This window comes from Microbacterium sp. MTN4-26, assembly GCF_042846595.1.
Lineage (GTDB): Bacteria > Actinomycetota > Actinomycetes > Actinomycetales > Microbacteriaceae > Microbacterium > Microbacterium luteum.
In genome coordinates, this window is the sequence record NZ_BTGO01000001.1 from 159481 (window position 1) to 180912 (window position 21432).

The following is a 21432-nucleotide window of genomic DNA, read 5'->3' on the forward strand; positions in this document are numbered from 1 at the left end:
CCGACGACACGGCTCACGAATCGACGACCCCCGCCTCGCGCAGGCGCCGGAGCAGGCCCGCGCCGTGTGAGGCCGAGACCCACGGGACAGATGCCGCCGTGTGGTCGTTGACGGCCGTGCGGCCACCGGCGAGAACGGCCTCGGTGGGGGACAGGCGCCGGATGGCCACCGCGGCGACGTTGCCGGGGTGCTCGCTGGCGAACCGCGTGTAGATCTCATCGTCATGCTGGCCGTCGTCGCCGATCAGGAGCCACGTGATGTCGGGAAACTCGGCTGCGAGCCGCCGGAGGTTCTCCGACTTGTGCAGCTGGCCGCTGCGGAACCAGCGGTCGTGCGTGGGCCCCCAGTCGGTGAGCAGCGTCGCCCCGGGCGGATAGAGGTGACGCCGGAGGAATCGCATGAGCGTCGGTGCGATGTTCCACGCACCTGTCGACAGGTACACCACGGGGATTCCCGGTCGATCGCGCACGAGGGTCTCCAGCAGAACCGCCATGCCGGCGACCGGCTGCCGAGCATGCTCATCGACCACGAACGAGTTCCATGCGGCCAGCAGGGGCCGCGGGAGAGCGGTGACCATGACCGTGTCGTCGACGTCGGAGACGACACCGAAGCGCACATCCGAACCGACGACGAAGACCCGCGTCTCGACGGGCTCGCCGCCCTCGACCGACATCGTGAAGGTCTGCCACCCCGGCGCGAGGGATGCGGGCAGCACGGTGTCGATCACGCCGCCGCGATCGGCGACGACGTCATGCGTCACGCCGCCGATGTCGACGCTCACCTGGGCGAAGCCGACGGGCACGGCCACGAAGCTGCGCCAGCCGCGCACGCCGCCGTACTCGCCGTCGCTCGGAGGGGTCCGAGGCGGCACGATGAGCACGCGCCCGAGCACGCGGACCCAGTCGGTGCCGCCGTACCCGGGGAACGGCGTCACCGTCGGCAGCTGCCCGCGCTGACGAGCCCGGCGTTCGCGCCAGGCGTGGAAGCGCCGCTCCCACCGGGCCAGCCACAGGACTTTCGGACGGACGGGATCCTCGGTCGGGGCGGCCATACCCCTCAGTCTTCCACGCGATGCGCGCCCGGGACCGCCGTCGAGCCGGTGCCGTCGTCCGCGAGGTGCTTGCGTTCGACGCGTTCGATGACCTTCTTCGCGACCAGAACGAGAACCAGGAACACGACGATGACGCCGACGAAGAGGTAGCCGGCGTAGTGGAGGCGGTCGGCGAGCTCGCGATAGGTGCCGGCCGCGGCGGACGACACCGACACGTACAGTGCCGCCCACACGATGCAGGCGGGCGTGGTCCAGGCGAGGAAGCGGCCGTATCGGTAGCCGCTCATCCCCACGGTCAGCGGCACCAGCGAGTGCAGGACCGGGAGGAAGCGCGACAGGAAGATCGCGGGGCCGCCCCGCCGGCGCAGGTAGCGTTCCGACCGCATCCAGTTCGCCTCGCCGATGCGCCGTCCCAGACGGGAGTGACGGATACGGGGCCCGAGGTAGCGGCCGAGCCAGAATCCGATGCTCTCGCCCGCCAGCGCACCGATGACGACCACGACACCGAGAGTGAGCCCCTCCCAGATGCTCGAGACCGCCGTTCCGGCGACGATGACGATGGTGTCCCCGGGCACGATCAGACCGATCAGCACGCTCGTCTCGAGCATGATCGCGATGCCCGCGAGTGCGGTTCGCAGCACCGGATCCACCGACTGCACGGCATCGAGGATCCAGGTGAGCACGTCGTTCACCCGATCGAGACTACGTCGGACGCCTCGCGAGGAGGTGTGAAATCCCCGTTGCTCGGAGCAGGCCTTCAGGATGCGCGGGCTCGCGCGGGGGCCGGATGAGGTTCCGGTAACCTGAAAGACGCGTTCCGCGCGCCCCCGTACTCCGCGATTGGTTCTCCCGTGTCACAGCACTCTCCCTCCGACCGCCCTGCTTCCGACGACGGAAGCGGCTTCGACGCCCACGCCGTCGAGCGCAAGTGGCAACAGCGGTGGGAGCAGGCCGACCCCTTCAAGGCGGGTGGCCCCGAGGACACGCGTCCGCGCAAGTACGTGCTCGCCATGTTCCCCTACCCGTCGGGCGACCTGCACATGGGTCACGCGGAGAACTACCTCTACTCGGACATCGTGGCGCGCTTCTGGCGCCACCGCGGCTACAACGTGCTCAACCCGATCGGATGGGACTCATTCGGCCTGCCCGCCGAGAACGCCGCGATCAAGCGCGGCGCGGACCCGCGGGAGTGGACGTACGACAACATCGCACAGCAGAAGGCCGGATTCCGTGCCTACGGGGTCTCGTTCGACTGGAACCGCGTCCTCCACACGAGCGACCCCGATTACTACCAGTGGAACCAGTGGCTGTTCCAGCGTCTTCACGAGCGGGGGCTCGCATACCGCAAGGACGCCGCCGTCAACTGGGACCCGGTGGATCAGACCGTGCTCGCCAACGAGCAGGTGCTTCCCGACGGCACATCCGAGCGCAGCGGTGCGGTGGTGGTCAAGAAGAAGCTCGAACAGTGGTACTTCAAGATCACCGACTACGCCGACCGGCTCCTCGACGACCTGAATCAGCTCGAAGGGCGCTGGCCGCAGAAGGTCATCCGCATGCAGCGGAACTGGATCGGGCGATCTGTCGGAGCCGACATCGATTTCGAGATCGAAGGGCACCCGGAGAAGGTCACCGTCTTCTCGACGCGCCCGGACACCCTCCACGGGGCGACCTTCTTCGTCGTCGCACCGGAGAGCGAGCTGGCGGCTCAGCTGGCTGCCGGAGCCTCGGCCGACGTGCGGCAGCGCTTCAGCGACTACGTCGAGTCGGTCGGTCGTCAGACCGAGATCGAGCGTCAGTCCACCGATCGGCCGAAGACCGGCGTCTTCCTCGAGCGCTACGCCGTCAACCCCGCCAACGGCGAGCGCCTTCCGGTGTGGGCCGCGGACTACGTGCTGGCCGACTACGGCCACGGCGCCGTGATGGCCGTCCCCGCCCACGACCAGCGCGACCTCGACTTCGCGCGCGCATTCGACCTGCCGGTGAAGGTCGTCGTCGACACCACCGCACCCATCACGGGGGCGATCCCGGTCATCGATGTCGACGAAGACGGCAACCCCATCGACCCCTTCGCGGACGACCCGTCGCTCGACGAGCTCGATCCCGCGCACACGGGCGTCGCCCTGGCCGGTGAGGGTCGCATGGTCAACTCGGGCTCACTGAACGGGCTGTCCAAGCGCAACGCGATCACCCGCATGATCGAGGAACTCGAGGCGAAGGGGGCCGGCCGGGCGTCGAAGTCGTATCGGCTGCGCGACTGGCTCATCTCCCGGCAGCGCTTCTGGGGGACCCCGATCCCGATGATCCACACCGATGACGGCCGCATCGTGCCGGTCCCGGAGGATCAGCTGCCGCTCACCCTCCCGGACGCGGCCGGTCTCGATCTCGCACCGAAGGGCACCTCGCCCTTGGGCGCGGCTGCCGAGTGGGTGCAGACCGTCGATCCCACCACCGGCGAGGCGGCGCGGCGCGACCCCGACACCATGGACACCTTCGTGGACAGCTCCTGGTACTTCCTGCGCTTCCTCTCGCCGGGCGACCCGAACGAGGCGTTCTCGTCCGCCGAGGCGATGAAGTGGGCGCCGGTGGACTTCTACATCGGAGGCGTGGAGCACGCCATCCTCCACCTGCTCTACGCGCGGTTCATCACCAAGGTCCTGTACGACATGGGGCTGGTGGACTTCACCGAGCCGTTCTCGAGCCTGATCAACCAGGGGATGATCATCCTCGGCGGCACGAAGATGTCCAAGAGCAAGGGCAACCTCGTGGTGTTCCAGGACGAACTCGACGCGCACGGCGCTGACGCGCTGCGGGTCGCCCTCGCCTTCGCCGGACCGGTCGAGGACGACAAGGACTGGAACGACGTCTCGACGACGGGTGCCCAGAAGTTCCTGGCCCGCGCCTGGCGCGTGGCGCACGACGTGGCCAGCGAGCGGGACGTCGTGTGGAAGGACGGCGATCCGGCCCTGCGCCGCGTCACCCACCGCCTCCTCGCAGATGCTCCGACACTGGTCGAGCAGACGAAGTTCAACGTCGTCGTCGCCCGGCTCATGGAACTGGTGAACGCGACCCGCAAGGTGATCGACACCGGCGCGGGTGCGGCGGATCCCGCCGTGAGGGAAGCCGCCGAGGCGACGGCCATGATCCTGGACCTGTTCGCTCCTCACACGGCCGAGGAGATGTGGGAGACGCTCGGCTATGAGCCGTTCGTCGGCCTCATGCCCTGGCGGAGCGCCGACCCGACGCTGCTGGTCGAGGAATCCGTCACCGCTGTCGTTCAGATCAACGGCAAGGTGCGGGCGACGCTCGAGGTGCCGGCGCGCATCGAGCCCGACGCGCTGGAGAAGCTCGCCCGAGAGGACGCTCGCGTCATCCGCGCCCTCGGTGACAAGACCATCGCGCGCGCGATCGTCCGCGCACCGAAGGTCGTGAGCTTCAGCGCGAACTGACCCTCCCCACGGGGCTGCCGCAGCGCGCTGTCCACCGAGCGGTCGGGCCGCGTCCGCCGCGTGTGCGCACACGCCTAGCGTGAGCGGGTGGCGAGAATCTCGGACACCTCGACAGCTCGGCGCTGGGGCGTCGGCGGACTGGTGCTGCTCGTGCTGGCGGGACTGGTCGTCACCGTGGTCATCGGGCTCGTACGCGGTGCCACGGCACCTGTCGAGACGGTGACCGTCGATGACCTCGCGACGACTGGCACACCGGAGGCGGATCTCTATGTCCACGTGTCGGGCGCCGTCGCCGGTCCCGGCCTGTACGTGCTCGCCGACGGCGCGCGCGTGATGGATGCGGTGGCAGCCGCCGGTGGTTTCACCGGCGACGCCGATTCCGCCGCCGTGAATCTCGCTCGGCCGATCGCCGACGGCGAGCAGCTTCACGTGCCCGCGAAGGGGGAGGCGCCCGCGCCTGCGCCGGGGCCGGCGAGCGGCGGCGCCGGCCCGATCGATCTCAACACCGCCGACGTGGCCGCGCTCGAGACGCTCCCGGGCATCGGGCCGACCCTCGGTGGCCGGATCGTGGCCTGGCGGGAGGAGAACGGTCGGTTCACCAGTGTCGACGACCTTCTCGCAGTGCCGGGGATCGGCGAGAAGCTGCTGGCCGGCATGCGCGATCTGATCGTCGTGTGATGGGCAGAGCGTGGACGCTCGCCCCGGCGGCGGCGCTCACCTGGGTGGTCGCGGGCCTCGCGACGGTCCACCCGGCGGTGGCTCCCGCGCTCGCGGCCGGCAGCGCGACGGTCATGGCGGGCGCGATCGTCATGACATGGCGTTCGCGGCGTGCGGTGCGGCTGCGCCGGGCCGGCGTGCTGATCGGCCTCGTCGCGCTCAGCACGGGCGTCGCCGCGGCGAACGTGTGGTCGGCCACCGGGCCCCGGGAGCACGTCATCGATCTGGCCGAGCGTGAGGGACCGCTGGTGTCGATGACCGCGACCGTGACCGGCAAGATCGAACCGTGGGGATCGGAGCACCTCGCCTTCGATGCCGTGGCGAGCGCCGTCGGTGACGGGGAAGGGGCGCACGCGGTCGCCGCGGTCATCCAGATCGTGGTCGCTCCCGACGACATCGAGAACGTCTCCGCTCTGGATGCCGGCGCGGTCGTCGAAGCGCGGGGTTCCTTCCAGGTGTCCGAGGCCGGTGAGCGTGCCGTCGCACAGGTCCACGCCACGGTGGTCGAGCTGCTGCGACCTGCCGGCGGAGTCCTCCGGATCTCGAGCGATCTGCGGCGTGGGCTGCTCGCAGCGGTCGATGGATTGCCGAGCGACGGAGCGTCGCTCGTGCCCGGACTGGCCGTGGGCGACACCCTGCTGGTGACGGAGCAGATGGATGCGGCGATGAAGGAATCTTCCTTGTCGCACCTCACCGCGGTGTCGGGTTCCAACTGCGCTCTCGTCGTCGGTCTCGCCTTCGCGGCCGCCGCGGCGTCGGGTCTCGGACGGACCTGGCGCATCGTGGTCGCCATGCTCGCGCTCGGGGGATTCGTCGTGTTGGTCACGCCCGAGCCGAGCGTGGTCCGAGCCGCGGGCATGGCTGCTGTCGCAATGCTCGCCCTCCTGCTCGGACGGACGTCGCAAGGCGTAGCCGTGCTGTCGGCGGCGCTGGCCGTCGCCCTGGCCGCGGACCCGTGGCTGTCCGGATCGCTGGGGTTCGGTCTGTCGGCGGCGGCCACCGGGTCGCTGCTGCTGTTCGCCAGGCCGCTCGCGCAGGGTCTGGCGCGCATCATGCCGCAGAGCCTCGCGCTCGTGCTGGCCGTGCCGCTGGCCGCTCAGCTCGCGTGCGGTCCGCTGCTCATCCTCATCACCCCCACCGTTGCGCTCTACGGCGTCGCGGCCAACGTGCTCGCGGCGCCCGCGGCACCCGTGGTGACCGTTGTCGGCCTGGCGGCGTGTCTGGTCGCGCCGATCCTGCCCGTCGTCGCCTCGGGCCTTGCCGCGCTGGCCTGGGTGCCCGCGACCTGGATCGCCGCGACCGCCTCGACGGTGAGTGCGCTGCCGGGAGACCAGCTCCCGTGGATCGAGGGGCTCGGCGGCGCGCTCCTCCTCACCGCGGTATCGGCCGCGATCGGGCTCGCCGTCGCCCTGCCTGCCGGGGGCACCGCCCGGCGTCGCCTTCACGAGATCGCGCGAGGGGCGGTCGCGGTGCTCGCCGGAGTCGCGGGCGGAACGGCGGCGCTCGCGGGAGTTCTCGGGCCCGCCACCCTCCCCGCGTCGTGGCAGATGCTGGCATGCGACGTCGGACAGGGCGATGCCGTCCTCGTGCGTGCGGACGACCGTGTCGCGCTGATCGACACCGGCCCTGATCCGGAGGCGCTGCGGACCTGTCTGGACCGCGTCGGAGTCGATCGTCTCGACCTGGTCGTGCTGAGCCATTTCGACCATGACCACGTCGGCGCAGCCGCCGTCGTGGCCGAGCGCACCGGTGTGATGATCCACGGCCCGGTCGACGGACCGGACGACACGGCGATCGTCACCTCGTTCCGCGACGGCGGTGCCCGTGTCCTCGAGGTCGCCGCAGACGATGCCGGCACGCTCGGAAGCGCGCGCTGGCGGGTGCTCTGGCCGCGGGAGGACGCCGGGGTCGCCCCCGGCAATGATGCGAGCGTCGTGGTCGCGTTCACGGGCGGCGGGTTGCCGTCCATCCTGCTCCTCGGCGACCTTTCGGAGGAGCCGCAGCGACAGCTTCTACCCGGGGTGGATTCCCCGTTCGAGGTCGTCAAAGTCGCCCATCACGGCAGTGCCGACCAGAGCGCCGCGCTCTACGAGGCCGTCTCGGCACGACTGGGCGTGGTGACGGTGGGCGAGAACGACTACGGTCACCCGCGAGCGGAGGCGCTGGCGCTCGTCGTGTCCAACGGCGGCGTCGTCGCACGCACCGACACCGACGGGATCGTGGCGATATGGCGCGAGGCCGGCGTGCTCCGGGTGTGGCGCGACCACGCGGGCGCCGTCGGTGCCGGCGGCTAGGCTGAGATCATGTCCCCGACTCCACGCCGACGAGGGTCCGCGGCACCGAAGTCGGCGATTCCGCAGCTGTCATGGCGGGCACCCCAGCCCGCGCCGGTCGTCCTCGTATCCGGCCCGGAGGACGTGTGCGCGGAGCGGGCGATCGCCGGCGTGCGCGACTACCTCAAGGCCGAGGATGCGAGCCTCGAGGTCTCCGACATCCGCGCCGACGCGTACGAGGCGGGAACGCTCCTCGCGATGGCGTCTCCATCGCTGTTCGGGGAGCCGCGTCTGGTCCGGGTCAGCGGCGTCGAGAGGTGCTCCGACGCGTTCCTGGCGGAGGCGATCTCGTATCTTCGGAATCCGCAGGAGGGCGCCACCGTCACGTTGCGCCACACCGGCGCGAGCGTCCGGGGCAAGAAGCTTCTCGACGCGATCCGAGCAGGGCAGGGCGGCGGTGTCGAAGTGGCGTGCCCGGCGATCAAGCGGGACGCAGATCGCTACGACTTCGCGGCGGGGGAGTTCTCCACTGCGGGGCGTCGCATCCAGCCGGCCGCGCTGCGGGCGCTCACCTCGGCGTTCGCGGACGATGTGACCGAGCTGGCGGCCGCCTGCCAGCAACTCCTCGCCGATGTCTCCGGCGACATCACCGAGCAGACCGTGCAGCGCTACTACGGCGGCCGCGTCGAGACGTCTGCGTTCACCGTCGCCGACACGGCGATCGCGGGCCGCTACGGTGAGGCGCTGGTCTCTCTGCGCCATGCGATCGCCTCGGGTGCGGATCCTGTCCCGCTGGTGGCTGCGATCGCGTCCAAGCTGCGCACGATGGCCCGCGTCTACGGCGTCCGCGAGTCCTCGAGCGCCCTTGCCGCGAGGCTCGGCCTGAAGGATTGGCAGGTCGACCGGGCGCGCCGAGACCTCGCAGGGTGGGATGAGGCGGCACTGCAGATCGCCGTCCAGGCCGCCGCGCGTGCGGATGCCGAGGTCAAGGGCGCGTCGCGTGACGCCGTGTTCGCCGTTGAACGACTGGTCACGGTGATCGCCACCCGGGCGCCCTTCGGTGATTGAGTCCGGCGCGCCGCGTCGCCGTCATGCCGAAGGCCCGCCCCGGATCGGGACGGGCATTCGGCAATCAGCGGGTTCGCTCAGAGCGAGGCGACCTGCTTCGCGATGGACGACTTGCGGTTCGCCGCCTGGTTCCGGTGGATGACGCCCTTGCTCACGGCCTTGTCGAGCTTCTTGGTCGCCGTGCCGAGCGCCTTCTCGGCCGCGGCCTTGTCGCCCGACGCGACGGCGTCGCGGGTGCGGCGCACCGCGGTCCTCAGCTCGCTCTTGACGGCCTTGTTGCGCTCGCGCGCCTTCTCGTTGGTCTTGTTGCGCTTGATCTGCGACTTGATGTTCGCCACGTTCGACGTATCTTTCGTTCGGAGTGATCGGTGGATTGCCGAGTGGCAGGAGAGGGATGCCGCACGGCGGTCGTGAGGGTGGGAAACCCACACGCAAGCCAAAAGCCGATCCTACCAGGTTCGCGACGATCCGCCCGCATCCGGATTCTCGAGCGTCGCGAGAGCCAGGTCGAGCAGCGCATTGAAGACTCGAGGTCGCATCGCCGTGACCAGATGCGTCGTCCGCGGGACGACGATCAGTTCGGCATGGGAGGCGATGCGGGTGAAGAGCCGCTCGTTCGCCCGGAGCTGATCGTACTGTCCGTTGATGAACCACATCGGCACCTCGATGCGCTCGAGCGCTGCGAGCAGATCGAGCACGGACAGCGTGCGCAGTGCGACATCCTGCGCGGCGAGGGCGTAGCCGCCGGCACCGAAGTCGTACCGGGTCTCGTCCGGAAGGGTGGCGTTCAGCACGCGATCGGTCAGCCACATGCCGCGGTCGGGGAGGGCATCGAAGCCGCGGGCGAGCATGCGGTATGTCGCGAGGCCCACCCCTCGGGGAATCGCGGTGCATGCGGCGGCGATGAAGCCGGCGACGGGTGGCGGATCTTCGGCGCCGACGTACTCGATCGAGAGCAGTCCGCCCATCGAGTGGCCGACGAGGAGAACGGGGCCGCGTTCCGCGGCGTCGCGGACCGCGGCGTCGATGGTCGCGAATGCGCCCTCCAGCGTGAACGCCTCGTCCATCCGGGATCCGTGACCGGGGAGGTCGACCGCGGTGACGGCGTTGCCGCGCTGTTCGAGGTGTGCGACCTGCGACCGCCACATGGTTGCGGACGTGCGGATGCCGTGGACCAGCACGACCTCCACCGCCATGGCTCCAGCCTATGCGGGCGGACGCGGGAAGGCCCCGGCCCTCATCGGGACCGGGGCCTTCATGGCGGCGGCGTCCTGGTGCTACGCCGTCGTGGTGCGACGTCGCGTGACGGCGATGGTGCCCCCGATCACGACGAGGAAGGCCGCGATCAGCGCCAGACCCCACGGCACCTCCGCGCCCGTGGCGGCGAGCGATCCGGCGGCGACCACGGTGACCGGGATCTCCACGGACTCGTATCCCTCGGACTCCAGCACGAGGGTGTGCGCCCCGGTGTCGAAGTCGGCGGGGATGCCGACGATGAAGGTGATCTCGCCCTGAGCGTTCGCGGCCGGGATCGCGTCGACCACGATCGGGTCGCTGTAGAGGGTCGCGGACACCGTCTGACCGGGCGTGAGCCCTGACAGCTCCACGGTCAGCGTCCCGCCCTGCTCCACCGTGCCCGAGCCGATGGTCCACTCGACCCATTCCTCGTCGGCATCGGATCCGTCCGACGGAGACGGAGACGGAGTCGGCGTTGTCTCATCGGCGACGACAGCACGGCCCAGCGGAGCCGGGTCGACGGGTGTGAAGGTCGCGAAGTACGCCACCGAGGCGGCCAGGTCTACCTGACCGGTGTCGGTGATGTCGGCTCCCTCGGTGAACGTGGTGAAGTTGTCGCCGCCGGCCGCGAGGAACGAGTTCGTCGCGATCACGACGGTGTCGTCTTCGCCGACGGGTGCACCAGCGAGCGTCATCGAGACGATGTGCGATCCCGGCGCTGCATCCGGGTCGTACTCGTACGAGAAGCCCTCCGAGATGCCTATGTGCAGCTTGGGGCGGGAGGCGCCCTCCGGCTGCCACTGCTCCTCGAGGATCTGCTCCAGCTGCGCTCCCGTGACCTCGACCGTCACGATCGTGTTCGCGAACGGCTGCACGTTGGCGATGTCACGGTAGGTGACCGTGCCGTCCTCGCCGTAGAGAAGGTCGGCGCGGAGCCCGCCGGGGTTGATCATCCCGATGTCGGCCGAAGTGCCGGTGTAGTCCTCGTTCGAGGTGGCCCACAGGTACATGTCGGCGAGAGTGTTGCCCATCGCCGATTCGACGCCGCGGTCGTCTCCGGGCGGAGTGCCGCCGCGCAGGATGTCCCCGGTGATCGATCCGACCTCCACCGAACCCTCCACCTCAGCGACCTCGACGGCGTCCGCGACGATCTCGGCGACCTCGGGATCCGCCGGGTAGAGGGGGGTCTCCCCGTCCGTCAGCGGAACGACCGAGCCGTCGATCGAGACGAGCTCCTTGGTCTCGGTGTCGACCGAGATCTCGAGCAGCCCGAGGGCCTTGCCGTACTCGAGCGCCTGGATCACCGGCCGCTCACCGCCGCCGGGGGTGGGCAGCATGCAGGCGTATTCCTGGTGCGTGTGGCCGGACGCGATGGCGTCGATGTCGTCGGACGCGCCGGCGACCAGCTCCGCGTAGTCGGTGTCCTCCGACGTCAGGGCTTCGCACGAGTCCGTCGCGGCGCCGTCATGCGTGAGGAGCACGATGACGTCGGCGAGATCGCCGGCCGTGATCTCTGCGGCGACGCGGTTCGCGGCCTCCAGCTGGTCGCCGAACTCGATGTCGGCTATGCCGTCCGGCGAGACCATGACCGCGGTGTCCGGTGTGACCGTTCCGATGAAGGCGATGCGCACCCCGTCGATGTCCTCGATGTCGTACTCCTCGAGGACCGGGTCCTCGGTCCCCCTCGCGTACACGTTCGCACCCAGGCTGTAACGCGCGCCCTCAGCCGCATCGCCCGCGCCGTAGCGCGGCGTTGCGACATCGGTCAGGAACTCGAAGCCCTTGTCGAATTCGTGGTTCCCGACCGCGCCCAGGTCCAGCCCGGCGGCCACCAGGGCGTCGATCGAGGGCAGGTCGTCCTGGATGAAGGAGGTGAACGTCGACGCGCCGATGTTGTCACCGGCCGAGACGAGCAGCGTGTTCGGGTTCTCCGCTTCGAACGCGTCGACGGCCCCGGCGATCACGGCAGCGCCCGCAACCCCGTAGGAGTCGCCCTCCAGCCGGCCGTGGAAGTCGTTGATCGTCAGCACGTCGACCTCCGTGACGTCGGTCGCCGCCTCCGCGGTCAGACCGACCAGCACCGGGTCGTGGTCCGAGGACCGGTACACGTCGTCGGCGTAGAACAGCGTGCCGTGGTTGTTGTAGCGGCTGTACTCGAGGGCGACGGACTCACCCGAGTTGATGTTCCAGATGTCACCGCCGGTCGCACGGGCGAGCGCGTGCTCGTTCATCAGGATGTGATCGAGCGAGCCCGAGAGCCCGGAGAACGAGTACGACGACGTGTCGATGTCGAGTGCGGTCTCCGCGTCGACGTATCCGGCTCCGTAGAGCACCTGCATCGGATCCTCCTGGCCGTAGGAGTTGAAGTCGCCGGCGAGGATGACGCTCTCGGTGTCGCCTCGGGCCTCCTCGACCCATTCCGCCAGGGCCGTCGCCTGGCGCACGCGCGACTCGTTGCTGCTGCCCTGGCCGTCGCCGGCGTCGGCGTCACCGGGCCAGGGGCCCGCTGAGCCCTTCGACTTGAAGTGATTGACGACGAAGAGGAACTCCTCGCCGCCATCGGTCGGCGCGAAGACCTGACCGATCGGCTCTCGCGCGTTCCCGAACGCCTGGTCCGACGCCGACTGGTCGCCGAGCGCGAGCGATGCGCCCTCGGTGACGACCTCTGCCGGACGGTAGATGATGGCGTTCGTGATCACGTCCTGCTCGGAGGCCTCGGGAAGGTCATCCGATGACGGCACGTATGCCCAGATGTCGCTGCCGGCGGCGTCGTTCAGCGCGTCCACGAGAGTCGCGGTCGCTTCGTCGGCCGTCTCGCCGAGGCGTGCGGAGTTCTCGATCTCCATGAGCCCGACGACGCTGGCGTCGAGGGCGTTGATGGCCGCGACGATCTTGTCCTGCTGTCGCTCGAGGTCGGCAGCATCCCATGCGCCGCGGACGTCGCAGCCGGTGCGGACGTTGTTGCCGTCGCCGTCGCGGTCTTCGTAGGCTTCGCACCCGGCAATGTCCTCGCCGAGCGTGGTGAAGTAGTTCAGCACGTTGAACGAGGCCACCGAGACGTCGCCGCCGACGGCCTCGGGAGCCGACGTGCGCGGGTTGGAGAAGGTGACGCCGTCCTCACCGGTTCCATCGCCGGCGACAGGTGCGGTCGGCATGAAGCGCCACAGGTCGAAGCCGAAGCTCAGCACGACCGGCTCGTCGAACGTGGCGGTCCCGCCGACGACGACCGGCTCGGTGAGCGAGACGTACGGGGGCGTGAGGGACGAGTTCGCCGACGACGTGAAGTTCGTCGAGGCGCCGTCGTCGAGCACGACACCGCGTGCGGCGTTGTCCGCCACCACGGCGGCAGCCTCGGTGGACCCGGGTGCGGCGACATCGGTCGGCTGGCGCAGCGGCTCGTCACCGAACGCGAGCCCGACCTCGCCGTACTGATTGGTTCCGTACGTGTTGCTCACCGTGTAGGTGCCCTGCGGGGCGAGCAGCATCGATTCGAGGCTCTCGCGCTCGGCGTCGCCGGCCGGCCACTCGAGCTCGACGGGAGCGACGGGCTCGGCATCGGCGACGATCGTCGCCCCGCCGGCGGGTACCGAGAGCTGCGTGAGGCCGTAGTACTCACTGACCTGACCGGTGACCTCGACCGTTTCCCCCAGGGCCACGTCGCCGACGGTGGCCGACGAGTAGACGAAGATGGCGTCCGAGGCGTCGTGGATGGCCAGATCGATGTCGCCGCCGGTGCCGGGGGCCTGCAGCACGTATCCGTTCAGGCCGCCGCTGGGGTAGTGCGCGGTGACGATTCCGGTCGTGGTGACGGTCTGGCCGACGAGAGGGGACGCATCGGCGGTCCCCTGGATCTCGGAGATCGCGACCGGGTCTGCGGGCGGGGTCGGGGTCGGCGACGGGTCACCGGGTTCGTCCGAGGTCGACCCCACGGGCGTGGGCGCACCGGCGGTGAAATCCGCCGCATTGTCGGCCGTGTGGGTGTGGTCGGCGTCGCGTGAGACACTCGTGGCGTTCGTGGTTCCGGGCGCCGCGCCGGCGCCGGCGAAGATGGACGCCGAGCCGTAGCCGACAAGATCGACGACGCTGTCCTGCGAGGCGACGTCCGCCGTCGGCAGCAGAGTGGCGGAGTCGACGAGGGCGACGGTGCCGTTCGAACCGCTCATCGCGATCGACCCGTCGATGTCGGCGGTGTATCCGGGAAGCGACGTGTTGGTCCCGAACGCTTGGCCGACCAGTAGGGAGCCGCCCGCGGCGATCGATCCGGACAACGGCGTCGCCTGCCATCCGCTGCCACTGGAGGGCGCGTACTGAACGCTCCATCCCGCGAGGTCGACGGTTGCGGAGCCCGGGTTGTACAGCTCTACGAAGTCACGGTTGAAAGCGGCGCCGCTGTTGCCTCCGCCCCCGTAGACCTCGTTGATGACCACAGGGGCGTCCGTGGACACGGCCGCGGTCGCCGCAACGGGGAACGCGATGCCGGTGGCGGCGAGTGCGCCCACGGTCAGTGCCGCGGCGGCCGATCGCGCGCGTGATGCGGACGATGTCGGGGGTGTCGGTTCAGTCACGACAGAGGACTCCTTCTCGAGATTCTCCGGCGCCGACGCGATCGCGGGCGGCCTGGTCAACTCTCTGCGACTTCGGGGTTCATTGCGATAGGGATGCGTTAACGTTGCGTTAAATCCGAGGGGCGGAGCGGTGTCGGCTCAGCGCGCGGCCGCGCCGGCGACCCCCGTAGAATCGACGGGACATGTCACCGCGCGCACTCGAGCCCCTGCAGCCTTCCGCGACTCCACCGGAGTCGATCCGGAATTTCTGCATCATCGCCCACATCGACCACGGCAAGTCGACGCTCGCCGACCGGATGCTCCAGATCACCGGGGTGGTCGCTGATCGTGACATGCGCGCGCAGTACCTGGATCGCATGGACATCGAGCGCGAGCGCGGCATCACGATCAAGTCGCAGGCCGTGCGGATGCCGTGGGCCGTCACGGGCGACGACGGTATGGAGCAGGCCTTCGCCCTCAACATGATCGACACCCCCGGCCACGTCGACTTCACCTACGAGGTCTCGCGCTCGCTCGCGGCGTGCGAAGGTGCCATCCTGCTCGTCGACGCGGCACAGGGCATCGAAGCCCAGACGCTCGCGAATCTCTACCTGGCGCTCGAGAACGACCTGCAGATCATTCCGGTCCTGAACAAGATCGATCTGCCGGCAGCGGATCCCGACAAGTTCGCCGCTGAACTGGCGGGTCTCATCGGCGGCGACCCCGACGACGTGCTGCGTGTGAGCGGGAAGACCGGTGTCGGGGTCGAGGCGCTTCTGGACCGTCTGGTTGAGAAGATCCCTGCTCCCGTGGGAGACGCGGACGCCCCGGCCCGAGCCATGATCTTCGACTCCGTCTACGACTCCTACCGCGGTGTGGTCACCTACGTGCGCATGGTCGACGGCAAGCTCCAGCCCCGCCAGCGCATCCAGATGATGTCGACGCGTGCGACCCACGACCTCCTGGAGATCGGGGTTTCCAGCCCCGAACCGATCCCCACGCAGGGCCTCGGAGTGGGGGAGGTGGGCTACCTCATCACCGGTGTGAAGGATGTGCGGCAGTCCAAGGTCGGCGACACCATCACCGATCAGCGCAAGCCCGCGGCCGACGCCCTCCCGGGGTACACCGATCCGAAGCCGATGGTCTTCTCCGGCATCTACCCGATCGACGGGAGCGACTACGCGGATCTGCGCGAAGCGCTCGACAAGCTGAAGCTCTCGGATGCGTCTCTGCAGTACGAGCCGGAGACCTCGGTGGCCCTCGGATTCGGCTTCCGCTGCGGGTTTCTCGGACTGCTGCATCTGGAGATCATCACCGAGCGGCTCACGCGCGAGTTCGGACTCGATCTCATCACCACGGCACCCTCGGTGACGTACGACGTGATGACCGACACGGGTGAGACGGTCACCGTCACGAATCCGAGCGAGTATCCCGACGGGCGTGTCGCAGAGGTCTCGGAGCCGGTCGTCAAGGTCGGGATCCTGCTTCCCAAGGACTACGTGGGAACCGTGATGGAGCTCTGCCAGGCCAGGCGCGGCTCGCTGCTCGGCATGGACTACCTCAGTGAGGATCGCGTGGAGCTGCGCTACAACATGCCGCTGGGGGAGATCGTCTTCGACTTCTTCGATCAGCTGAAGTCGAAGACACAGGGATACGCGAGTCTCGACTACGAGCCGGCCGGTTCGCAGACCGCCGACCTGGTGAAGGTCGACATCCTCCTGCAGGGCGAGAAGGTCGATGCGTTCAGCTCGATCGTGCATCGGGAGAAGGCGTACGGCTACGGCACGATGATGACCGAGCGGCTGCGCAAGCTGATTCCCCGCCAGCAGTTCGAGGTGCCGATCCAGGCGGCCATCGGCGCGCGGATCATCGCCCGTGAGAACATCCGTGCCATTCGCAAGGACGTGCTGGCCAAGTGCTACGGCGGCGACATCTCCCGCAAGCGCAAGCTGCTGGAGAAGCAGAAGGAGGGCAAGAAGCGCATGAAGATGGTCGGTCGCGTCGAAGTGCCCCAGGAGGCGTTCATCGCCGCGCTGTCCGGTGACGTCGAGACGAAGAAGTAGGAGCTTCCGGCACTCACCGGATGCTCGGGAGCGGATCGGTAGGCTCGACATATGCGCCGCGGAACCTTCAAGGACGACACGGTCGACTACGCAGCCGTCGGGGCGACGCAGGCGCCTGACCTCATGCACTTCCCGCCGGAGCGGAGCATCCCCGCCGAGCAGGCGTGGCGGATCGGATCGGGGGAGTCGCGCTTCCGCAGCGCGGGCGAATCGCTGCTGTCATGGACGGCGCAGCGCGGGTCGGGACTCACCCTCAGCGATGTGCGCCCCGCGCCCGGGCCGATGTACTCGGGCGTGAGCTTCGATGCCGAGGGCGCACCGATCGCACCCAGCCGCACCGAGGCGGATCAGCGGTTCGACACCGACGGCACCCCGTTCGTCGGTGCGGGCACCTCCATCCGGCTCGCCGGCCGAGTCGCGGGCATGAGCGTCGACGCGGAACTCCGGGTGATCTTCGCGGTGGAGGAGCCGCGACGGATCGGCTTCGCCCTCGGCACGGTGGGCGGCTCGGTCGTCAGCGGCGAGGAATCCTTCATGATCGAATGGCACGACAACGACGAAGTCTGGTTCACCGTTCGCGCCTTCGATGTGCCGCGCGCGACGCTGTACCGACTGATCCCCGCTCTGACGCGCCGCCGGCGTCGCGAACTCTTCACGCGCTATCTGCGGGCGATCTCGCCGCTCTACACGACGCCCGCGTGAGTGCGGATCGAGCGCGCTGATGGGCGCTGCGCTGCCTCTCGGTGATCCCGCTCCCGCGGACGGGATGCTGCCCGATGATCTCGTCCTCGGCGGCGCGGCCGCCTTCGGCGCGTATCTGCACGTGCCGTTCTGTCGCGTGCGCTGCGGATACTGCGATTTCAACACCTATACGGCCGGGGAGCTGCGCGGTGCGCGGCAGGACGCGTACGCCGACACGCTCTTGGACGAGGTGCGGCTCGCAGGACGGGTTCTGGCCCATCGCGGGCCGTTGCGGGAGGCGTCGACGGTGTTCTTCGGCGGCGGGACCCCGACCCTCCTGCCTGCCGGCGACCTCGCTCGCATGCTCGAGGGGATCCGAGACACCTTCGGGATCGCGAACGGCGCGGAGGTGACCGTGGAGGCCAATCCCGACACGGTCACCCCCGCCGTCGTCGACGAGCTCGCCGACGCCGGCGTCACCCGCATGTCGATCGGCATGCAGTCTGCGGTCCCGCACGTGCTCGCCGCTCTCGATCGCACGCACCGACCGGAGAACGTCGGCCAGGCCGTGGCTGCCGCGCGCGCCGCGGGTTTGGGGGTGAGCATCGACCTGATCTACGGCGCGCCGGGGGAGAGCCTCTCGGATTGGTCGCGCTCGGTCGACGCTGCGGTCGCCCTGGAGCCGGACCACATCTCCGCCTACGCCCTGATCATCGAGGACGGCACCAAGCTCGCGCGCCAGATCCGGCGCGGCGAGGTGCCGGCACCCGACGACGACCTGCAGGCGGACATGTACGAGGCCGCCGAGACGGCCTTCGCCGCGGCGGGCCTGGAGTGGTATGAAGTCTCCAACTGGGCACGGCGGGAATCCGACCGGTCGAAGCACAACCTCGCCTATTGGCGGGGTACGGACTGGTGGGGGTTCGGGCCCGGCGCGCACAGCCACATCGGCGGCCTCCGCTGGTGGAACGTCAAGCACCCCGCCGCATACGCCGCGCGGCTGAGCGAGGGTTCGTCTCCCGCGGCCGGGCGCGAGCGACCGGACCGTTCCTCGCGGGACCTCGAGACCGTGCTGCTGCGTTCGCGTATCCGCGAGGGGCTCCCGATCGCGCTCGTGCCCCGCGACCGACGCGGCGCGGTGCCGGGGCTCATCGCCGACGGCCTGATCGATGGGGCCAGCGCGATCGGCGGCACGATCGTGCTCACCCTTCGCGGCCGGCTGCTCGCCGACGCCGTCGTGCGCGCCCTCACGGACTGACGGGCGGGCCCGACGCGCGCTCCGGCGGTCGGCGCGATAGAATTGGCACTCACTCGAGACGAGTGCCAGTGCACGCCGGACACGTATGCGGGAGGATCCATGGTCAGCGCACGCGGACTGGAAGTCCTCCGCGCGATCGTGCAGGACTACGTCGAGACGCGCGAGCCGGTCGGCAGCAAGTCCATCGTGGAGCGCCACGCCTTCGGGGTGTCGGCGGCCACGATCCGCAACGACATGGCGATGCTCGAGGACGAGGACCTCATCGCCGCACCGCACACCTCGTCCGGACGGATACCCACCGACAAGGGGTATCGCGTCTTCGTCGACCACCTCGCCGAGGTTCGTCCGCTCTCGCCCGCGCAGCGGACGGCCATCGCCGCCTTCCTCGAAGCGCCGGGAGATCTCGACGACCTCATGGTGCGCACGGTCCGGGCGCTGACCCAGCTGACCGGCCAGGTCGCCATCGTGCAGTATCCCTCCTTCGCCCAGGCGCATGTGTCCCACATCGAGCTGGTCGGGCTGGATGCGGGGCGCATGCTCGTTGTGATCGTCACCGACACCGGCCGCGTGTCGCAGCGGCTCGTCTTCCTCCCGCGCGATCCCGCCGAGGACGAGATCGTGCGCCTACGGGCGGCGATCGCCGATCTCATCGTCGGCCGCCCCATCCGGGACGGTGCACACGCGATCGCCGAACGCCTTGCTTCGGCTGGAGGCGACCACCGCTCGCCCGATGACGCTGTGATCGACGTGATCGCGATGATCGTCGCGGAGGAACTCGACGAATTCCGGCAGGACAGACTCGTGATGGCGGGAACGGCCAATCTCGCACGGCGCGAGTCGGATTTCCGCGGAAGCATCTATCCGCTGCTCGAGGCGATCGAGGAGCAGGTGACGCTCATGCGCCTCATGGGGGAGATGGTGGCCGACGAGCACGGTCTCGCCGCGAGCATCGGACGCGAGAACGAGCCCTTCGGTCTCGCGGAGGCGTCGGTCGTCGCGGGCGAGTACGACGCGTCCGGTGCCCGGGCGCGTGTCGGCGTGCTCGGGCCGACTCGCATGGACTATCCGAGCAACCTCGCATCGGTGCGCGCGGTGGCGCGCTACCTGTCGCGGCTGCTCGAAGAAGACGAAGGCGCCCGCTGAGGCGCTCGAACACAGACGATCCCGTGGCGACACGGGTGGGAAGGCGAACGTGGCTGACCACTACGAAGTGCTGGGTGTCTCGCGAGACGCGAGCCCCGACGAGATCAAGAAGGCCTACCGGCGATTGGCGCGGGAGCTGCACCCCGACGTGAACCCAGGGGATGACGCCGCCGAGCGGTTCAAGTCGGTGACGCACGCGTACGACGTGCTGAGCGATCCCGATCAGCGAGCACGCTACGACATGGGCGGCGACTCGCCGTTCGGCGGTGGTGGCGCCGCCGGATTCGGCTCCTTCGGCGACATCTTCGAGACCTTCTTCGGTGCCGCCGGGGGCGGCGGCTCGCGGGGTCCGCGTCCCCGCTCCCGCCGTGAGCGGGGACAGGATGCGCTCGTGCGCGTCACGCTCGATCTCGGCGACGTCGTGTTCGGCGTCCACCGCGACATCGAGGTCGACACAGCGGTGCTGTGCGAGACCTGCGACGGCTCCTGCTGCCAGCCGAACACGCAGCCGGTCACGTGCGACATCTGCCACGGCTCGGGCCACGTCCAGCAGCAGGTGCGGAGCCTGCTCGGCAATGTCGTGACGAACGCGCCCTGCCGGGTGTGCCAGGGTTACGGAACGACCATCCCCTACCCGTGCGCGACCTGCCAGGGGCAGGGGCGGGTTCGGGCACGTCGCACCGTGTCCCTCGACATCCCCGCGGGCGTGGAGACCGGCCTGCGGCTGCAGCTCCCCGGCTCGGGAGAGGTGGGACAGGCCGGTGGCCCCAACGGCGACCTCTACATCGAGGTGTCGGTGAAGGACCACGAGACCTTCAGCCGCGAGGGGGATGACCTGCTGGCGACGTTGGAGGTGTCCATGCCCGATGCCGTCCTCGGCACGACGACGACCATCGAGTCACTCGACGGCACGGTCGACCTGGAGATCCGGCCGGGTGTGCAGGCGGGCGATGTCCTGACCATCAAGGGGCGGGGCATCACCCCGTTGCGCGGCAGCCAGCGGGGCGACCTCCGCGTCGGAGTGCACGTCGTGACCCCGACCCGCCTGGACCACAAGGAGCGGGCGCTCATCGAGGACTTCGCCAAGCGGACGAAAGCGCCCGCGCCCAAGCTCGCGGAATTCCACCAGGGCCTGTTCGCGAGGCTGCGGGACCGCCTCCGGAACGGCTGACCGATGCCGCTGCACTTCGTCGTCGACGGGGACACCGCGCTCGACGGTGACGAGGTCGTGCTCACGGGGCGCGAGGCGCATCACGCCGCCGTCGTGCGTCGGGTGCGCGTCGGTGAGGCCGTGACCGTCGGCGACGGCCGCGGCGCATGGCTGTCGGGTGAGGTCGCCGCGGCCTCGCCGCAGCGGGTCGCCGTCGTCATCACGCACCGGCGGACGGTGCCCGCGGCCGCTCCTCGACTCGTGCTGGTGCAGGCTCTCGCGAAGGGCGACAGGGACGAGCTCGCCGTGCAGGCCGCCACCGAGATCGGTGCGGATGCGATCATCCCGTGGCAGGCCTCACGCAGCGTCTCCCGCTGGCAGGGCGCGAAGATCGAGAAGGGCCGTGCGCGATGGTCCTCGATCGTGCGGGAAGCGGCCAAGCAGGCGCATCGCGCCTGGATCCCCGAGGTGACCGCCCCGGTGTCGACCGCCGACCTCGCCGCGCGCGCGGAGCACGCGCGACTGCTCGTGCTCGTCCCCGACGCCGCCGACCCGCTCACCGCTGTCTTCCTCGATCCGCAGGACACCACCGACGTGCTCGTGATCGTCGGACCGGAGGGCGGGCTGACGCCCGAGGAGGTCGATCGGCTGGGCTCGGCCGGAGCGCGGCCGGTGCGACTCGGGGAGAATGTGCTGCGCACCTCCACCGCCGGACCCGCGGCGCTCGCGCTGGCCAGTGCGGCGCTGCACCGCTGGTGACCGGACCTCACGCCGCGGCGGCGGCGGGCGCCGATAGACTCGC

At 69.7% G+C, this 21432-nt stretch carries 15 protein-coding genes; 10 read left to right on the forward strand and 5 right to left on the reverse strand.

Features of this window, described 5'->3' with window-relative positions:
- Positions 1-13: 13 nt before the first annotated feature.
- Together ACGG9C_RS00855 and ACGG9C_RS00860 are read right to left on the reverse strand one after the other, a co-directional pair.
- Positions 14-1051, reverse strand: a complete 1038-nt coding sequence (locus tag ACGG9C_RS00855; protein ID WP_071045766.1) for an App1 family protein — start codon at positions 1049-1051, stop codon at positions 14-16.
- A gap of 5 nt (positions 1052-1056) precedes the next feature.
- On the reverse strand, positions 1057-1743 hold the full coding sequence (locus tag ACGG9C_RS00860) for a DedA family protein (protein ID WP_071045767.1): 687 nt from the start codon (positions 1741-1743) through the stop codon (positions 1057-1059).
- A gap of 159 nt (positions 1744-1902) precedes the next feature.
- Here ACGG9C_RS00860 and leuS point away from each other — a divergent pair, with 159 nt between their 5' ends.
- The 4 genes from leuS to holA all read left to right on the forward strand — a co-directional run bounded on the left by leuS (position 1903) and on the right by holA (position 8555).
- Entirely contained in the window at positions 1903-4497 is a 2595-nt protein-coding gene (leuS, locus tag ACGG9C_RS00865) for a leucine--tRNA ligase (protein WP_390178111.1), read from the forward strand.
- Between the two features lie 87 nt (positions 4498-4584).
- The gene (locus ACGG9C_RS00870) at positions 4585-5175 is read left to right on the forward strand and encodes a ComEA family DNA-binding protein (protein ID WP_228481034.1); all 591 of its coding nucleotides are present in this window, start codon (positions 4585-4587) and stop codon (positions 5173-5175) included.
- Positions 5175-7508: a ComEC/Rec2 family competence protein gene (locus ACGG9C_RS00875; RefSeq protein ID WP_390178112.1), complete on the forward strand. Its 2334-nt coding sequence runs from the start codon at positions 5175-5177 to the stop codon at positions 7506-7508. The genes ACGG9C_RS00870 and ACGG9C_RS00875 overlap by 1 nt, the downstream gene beginning before the upstream one ends.
- A 9-nt stretch (positions 7509-7517) precedes the next feature.
- On the forward strand, positions 7518-8555 hold the full coding sequence (gene holA, locus ACGG9C_RS00880; RefSeq protein WP_194385256.1) for a DNA polymerase III subunit delta: 1038 nt from the start codon (positions 7518-7520) through the stop codon (positions 8553-8555).
- A gap of 77 nt (positions 8556-8632) precedes the next feature.
- Here holA and rpsT read toward each other — a convergent pair whose 3' ends face one another.
- From rpsT to ACGG9C_RS00895, 3 genes are all read right to left on the reverse strand, one after another.
- A complete protein-coding gene (rpsT, locus tag ACGG9C_RS00885) occupies positions 8633-8893 on the reverse strand; it encodes a 30S ribosomal protein S20 (protein ID WP_071045773.1) in 261 nt (86 codons plus the stop codon).
- Positions 8894-9004: 111 nt separating this feature from the next.
- Entirely contained in the window at positions 9005-9751 is a 747-nt protein-coding gene (locus tag ACGG9C_RS00890; RefSeq protein WP_286716836.1) for an alpha/beta fold hydrolase, read from the reverse strand.
- 81 nt (positions 9752-9832) lie between these two features.
- Positions 9833-14356, reverse strand: coding sequence for an ExeM/NucH family extracellular endonuclease (locus ACGG9C_RS00895; RefSeq protein WP_390178113.1), 4524 nt, complete (start codon positions 14354-14356; stop codon positions 9833-9835).
- A 182-nt stretch (positions 14357-14538) separates the two neighbouring features.
- On the opposite strand from ACGG9C_RS00895, the gene lepA reads away from it, so the two are divergent.
- The 6 genes from lepA to ACGG9C_RS00925 all read left to right on the forward strand — a co-directional run bounded on the left by lepA (position 14539) and on the right by ACGG9C_RS00925 (position 21389).
- On the forward strand, positions 14539-16398 hold the full coding sequence (gene lepA / locus ACGG9C_RS00900) for a translation elongation factor 4 (RefSeq protein ID WP_194385261.1): 1860 nt from the start codon (positions 14539-14541) through the stop codon (positions 16396-16398).
- A 51-nt stretch (positions 16399-16449) separates the two neighbouring features.
- Positions 16450-17100: a DUF1990 family protein gene (locus ACGG9C_RS00905; protein WP_286716839.1), complete on the forward strand. Its 651-nt coding sequence runs from the start codon at positions 16450-16452 to the stop codon at positions 17098-17100.
- Positions 17101-17119: 19 nt separating this feature from the next.
- Positions 17120-18337 (forward strand): radical SAM family heme chaperone HemW, encoded by a 1218-nt coding sequence (gene hemW / locus ACGG9C_RS00910; RefSeq protein ID WP_286716841.1) that lies wholly within the window; start codon positions 17120-17122, stop codon positions 18335-18337.
- Between the two features lie 99 nt (positions 18338-18436).
- Positions 18437-19480, forward strand: a complete 1044-nt coding sequence (gene hrcA, locus ACGG9C_RS00915; RefSeq protein ID WP_286716843.1) for a heat-inducible transcriptional repressor HrcA — start codon at positions 18437-18439, stop codon at positions 19478-19480.
- A 49-nt stretch (positions 19481-19529) separates the two neighbouring features.
- Positions 19530-20651 (forward strand): molecular chaperone DnaJ, encoded by a 1122-nt coding sequence (gene dnaJ / locus ACGG9C_RS00920; protein WP_286716844.1) that lies wholly within the window; start codon positions 19530-19532, stop codon positions 20649-20651.
- 3 nt (positions 20652-20654) lie between these two features.
- Positions 20655-21389, forward strand: coding sequence for a 16S rRNA (uracil(1498)-N(3))-methyltransferase (locus ACGG9C_RS00925; protein WP_286716846.1), 735 nt, complete (start codon positions 20655-20657; stop codon positions 21387-21389).
- Positions 21390-21432 lie beyond the last annotated feature (43 nt).

What these genes read in the sequence shown, in the direction of transcription:
- ACGG9C_RS00855 (WP_071045766.1), bottom strand. Translation starts at nt 1,051, where the DNA reads ATGGCCGCCCCGACCGAGGATCCCGTCCGTCCGAAAGTCCTGTGGCTG.
- ACGG9C_RS00875 (WP_390178112.1), top strand. Translation starts at nt 5,175, where the DNA reads ATGGGCAGAGCGTGGACGCTCGCCCCGGCGGCGGCGCTCACCTGGGTG.
- holA (WP_194385256.1), top strand. Translation starts at nt 7,518, where the DNA reads ATGTCCCCGACTCCACGCCGACGAGGGTCCGCGGCACCGAAGTCGGCG.
- ACGG9C_RS00890 (WP_286716836.1), bottom strand. Translation starts at nt 9,751, where the DNA reads ATGGCGGTGGAGGTCGTGCTGGTCCACGGCATCCGCACGTCCGCAACC.
- lepA (WP_194385261.1), top strand. Translation starts at nt 14,539, where the DNA reads ATGTCACCGCGCGCACTCGAGCCCCTGCAGCCTTCCGCGACTCCACCG.
- ACGG9C_RS00905 (WP_286716839.1), top strand. Translation starts at nt 16,450, where the DNA reads ATGCGCCGCGGAACCTTCAAGGACGACACGGTCGACTACGCAGCCGTC.
- hemW (WP_286716841.1), top strand. Translation starts at nt 17,120, where the DNA reads ATGGGCGCTGCGCTGCCTCTCGGTGATCCCGCTCCCGCGGACGGGATG.
- hrcA (WP_286716843.1), top strand. Translation starts at nt 18,437, where the DNA reads ATGGTCAGCGCACGCGGACTGGAAGTCCTCCGCGCGATCGTGCAGGAC.
- ACGG9C_RS00925 (WP_286716846.1), top strand. Translation starts at nt 20,655, where the DNA reads ATGCCGCTGCACTTCGTCGTCGACGGGGACACCGCGCTCGACGGTGAC.